Source organism: Mycobacterium sp. (assembly GCF_051006775.1).
GTDB lineage: Bacteria > Actinomycetota > Actinomycetes > Mycobacteriales > Mycobacteriaceae > Mycobacterium.
The window spans coordinates 1-3,360 of the sequence record NZ_JBPCSX010000221.1 but is presented as its reverse complement, the minus strand read 5'-3'; the positions used below and the strand labels follow the sequence as shown (position 1 = coordinate 3,360).

The 3,360-nt window shown below is 66.0% G+C and carries 6 protein-coding genes; all 6 read left to right on the top strand.

Annotated features, from left to right (window positions below; translation table 11 throughout):
- Positions 1-58: 58 nt before the first annotated feature.
- Positions 59-361: a 50S ribosomal protein L23 gene (gene rplW, locus ACR2JI_RS15760; RefSeq protein ID WP_526391623.1), complete on the top strand. Its 303-nt coding sequence runs from the start codon at positions 59-61 to the stop codon at positions 359-361.
- Positions 362-397: 36 nt separating this feature from the next.
- Positions 398-1,237 carry a 50S ribosomal protein L2 gene (gene rplB, locus ACR2JI_RS15755; protein ID WP_526391621.1) on the top strand — a complete coding sequence of 280 codons (840 nt, stop codon included), beginning with the start codon at positions 398-400 and terminating at the stop codon, positions 1,235-1,237.
- A 12-nt stretch (positions 1,238-1,249) separates the two neighbouring features.
- Positions 1,250-1,531, top strand: a complete 282-nt coding sequence (rpsS, locus tag ACR2JI_RS15750; RefSeq protein ID WP_064283843.1) for a 30S ribosomal protein S19 — start codon at positions 1,250-1,252, stop codon at positions 1,529-1,531.
- Positions 1,531-2,094 carry a 50S ribosomal protein L22 gene (rplV, locus tag ACR2JI_RS15745; RefSeq protein ID WP_526391619.1) on the top strand — a complete coding sequence of 188 codons (564 nt, stop codon included), beginning with the start codon at positions 1,531-1,533 and terminating at the stop codon, positions 2,092-2,094. Before rpsS ends, rplV begins: the two co-directional genes overlap by 1 nt.
- Positions 2,094-2,939 carry a 30S ribosomal protein S3 gene (gene rpsC / locus ACR2JI_RS15740; protein WP_526391617.1) on the top strand — a complete coding sequence of 282 codons (846 nt, stop codon included), beginning with the start codon at positions 2,094-2,096 and terminating at the stop codon, positions 2,937-2,939. The genes rplV and rpsC overlap by 1 nt, the downstream gene beginning before the upstream one ends.
- A gap of 11 nt (positions 2,940-2,950) precedes the next feature.
- The coding region (gene rplP, locus ACR2JI_RS15735; protein WP_526391615.1) for a 50S ribosomal protein L16 at positions 2,951-3,360 on the top strand (410 nt) is incomplete at its 3' end.

The following is a 3,360-nucleotide window of genomic DNA, read 5'->3' as shown; positions in this document are numbered from 1 at the left end:
GTGTGGAGGCGCTCAACGCCTACATCGCCAATAGCACCAAGCAGGAGGTGTCAGCCTGATGGCTACCGTGACTGACCCACGCGACATCATCCTGGCGCCGGTCATCTCCGAGAAGTCCTACGGACTGATCGAGGACAACGTCTACACGTTCATCGTCCACCCGGACTCGAACAAGACACAGATCAAGATCGCCATCGAGAAGATCTTCTCGGTCAAGGTCGACTCGGTGAACACCGCAAACCGGCAGGGCAAGCGAAAGCGCACCCGGACCGGCTTCGGTAAGCGCAAGAGCACCAAGCGCGCCATCGTCACCCTGGCCGCCGGAAGCAAGCCGATCGATATCTTCGGAGCCCCGGCCTAGCCGGCGGAGCGACTGCAGAGAGAACCAGGACACACCATGGGAATTCGCAAGTACAAGCCGACGACCCCCGGTCGCCGCGGTGCCAGCGTCTCCGACTTCGCCGAGATCACCCGCTCGACTCCGGAGAAGTCGCTGCTGCGCCCGCTGCACAGCACCGGCGGCCGCAACGCGCACGGCCGGATCACCACCCGTCACAAGGGTGGCGGCCACAAGCGCGCCTACCGGGTCATCGACTTCCGTCGCAATGACAAGGACGGCGTCAACGCCAAGGTCGCTCATATCGAGTACGACCCGAACCGCACCGCGAACATCGCGCTGCTCCACTTTCTCGACGGCGAGAAGCGATACATCATCGCGCCGCAGGGACTCAAGCAGGGTGACATCGTGGAGTCGGGTCCCAACGCCGACATCAAGCCAGGTAACAACCTGCCGATGCGCAACATCCCGTCCGGCACGCTGATCCATGCCGTGGAGTTGCGCCCGGGGGGCGGTGCGAAGCTGGCCCGTTCGGCGGGTGCCAGCATCCAGTTGCTCGGCAAGGAGGGTGCCTACGCATCGCTGCGTATGCCCTCCGGCGAAATCCGTCGCGTCGACGTGCGCTGCCGCGCCACCGTCGGCGAGGTCGGCAACGCCGAGCAGGCCAACATCAACTGGGGCAAGGCCGGTCGTATGCGGTGGAAGGGCAAGCGCCCCACCGTCCGAGGTGTCGTGATGAACCCGGTCGACCACCCGCACGGCGGTGGTGAGGGTAAGACCTCCGGCGGCCGCCACCCGGTGAGCCCGTGGGGCAAGCCCGAGGGCCGCACCCGTAAACCGAACAAGCCGAGCGACAAGCTCATCGTCCGACGCCGGCGCACCGGCAAGAACAAGCGCTAGGCGGGAGTAAAGATGCCACGCAGCCTGAAAAAGGGTCCGTTCGTCGACGACCATCTGCTCAAGAAGGTCGACGTTCAGAACGATAAGAACACGAAGCAGGTCATCAAGACCTGGTCGCGTCGGTCCACCATCATCCCGGACTTCATCGGTCACACCTTCGCCGTCCACGACGGTCGCAAGCATGTGCCGGTGTTCGTCACCGAGGCGATGGTCGGGCACAAGTTGGGTGAGTTTGCCCCCACCCGGACGTTCAAGGGTCACATCAAGGATGACCGGAAGGCGAAGCGTCGATAATGGCGACAACGACCACTGAATTCCCGTCGGCCACCGCGGTGGCGAAGTACGTGGGCATCTCCGCGAGCAAGGCGCGCCGGGTGATCAACCTGGTTCGCGGCAAGTCCGTCGAAGAGGCCCTCGACATCCTGCGCTGGGCGCCCCAGTCCGCCAGCGATCCGGTCGCCAAGGTGATCGCAAGCGCTGCGGCCAATGCGCAGAACAACAACGGTCTGGACCCGCGCACCCTGGTCGTCGCAACCGTCTACGCAGACGAGGGCCCGACCGCCAAGCGCATCCGGCCGCGCGCGCAGGGTCGCGCCTACCGGATCCGCAAGCGCACCAGCCACATCACCGTGATCGTGGAGAGTCGCCCGCCGCGCGACGAGCGCGCCGGAGCGTCCGCACGGTCGCGCCGCGCACAGGGCAGCAAGGCTGCCGCCAGTGGCACCGCGCCGGCCAAGAAGGCACCTGCCACCAAGGCCGCGGCCAAGAAGGCTCCGGCCGCCAAGAAGGCGCCGGCCGCCAAGAAGGCGGCGCCTGCCAAGAAGGCTTCCGACGAATCGAATGGAGGCTCGGACTAGTGGGCCAGAAGATCAATCCCCACGGCTTCCGGCTCGGTATCACCACCGACTGGAAGTCCCGGTGGTACGCCGATAAGCAGTACGCCGAGTACGTCAAGGAAGATGTCGCCATCCGGCGCCTGCTGGCCTCAGGTCTTGAGCGCGCCGGCATCGCCGACGTGGAGATCGAGCGCACCCGCGACCGGGTCCGGGTGGACATCCTCACCGCGCGTCCGGGCATCGTGATCGGTCGACGCGGCACCGAAGCAGACCGCATCCGCACCGACCTCGAGAAGCTGACCGGCAAGCAGGTTCAGCTCAACATCCTCGAGGTGAAGAACCCTGAGTCGGTGGCACAGCTGGTGGCCCAGGGCGTGGCTGAGCAGTTGAGCAATCGGGTGGCGTTCCGCCGCGCGATGCGCAAGGCCATCCAGTCGGCGATGCGCCAGCCGAACGTCAAAGGTATCCGGGTGCAGTGCTCCGGCCGCCTCGGCGGGGCTGAGATGAGCCGCTCCGAGTTCTACCGCGAGGGTCGGGTGCCGCTGCACACACTTCGTGCCGATATCGACTACGGCCTGTACGAGGCCAAGACGACGTTCGGCCGTATCGGTGTGAAGGTCTGGATCTACAAGGGCGACGTCGTTGGTGGCAAGCGTGAGCTTTCCGCCGTCGCACCGGCCGCCGACCGGCCGCGCCGGGACCGTCCGACGTCAGGCACCCGCCCGCGCCGCAGTGGCGCGTCCGGCACCACCGCGACGAGCACCGAGGCCGGCCGCGCTGCCGAGGAGGCCGGCCCGATCGATGGGGCGGCCGAGTCGGTTGCCGCAGTCGAGAGCCCGGCGCCCGAGAGCACTCCAGAGAGTTAGGGAGCTAATCCATGTTGATTCCCCGCAAGGTCAAGCACCGCAAGCAGCACCACCCGAGACAGCGTGGTATCGCCAGCGGTGGCACCAATGTGACATTCGGTGACTACGGCATCCAGGCACTGGAGCACGCCTACATCACCAACCGGCAGATCGAGTCCGCCCGTATCGCCATCAACCGCCACATCAAGCGCGGCGGCAAGGTGTGGATCAATATCTTCCCGGACCGTCCGCTGACCAAGAAGCCGGCCGAAACCCGAATGGGCTCTGGCAAGGGGTCACCGGAGTGGTGGGTCGCCAACGTCAAGCCCGGCCGGGTGCTCTTCGAGCTGAGCTACCCCGACGAGAAGATCGCGCGCGACGCACTGACCCGCGCGATCCACAAGCTGCCGATCAAGGCACGCATCGTGACCCGAGAGGAGCA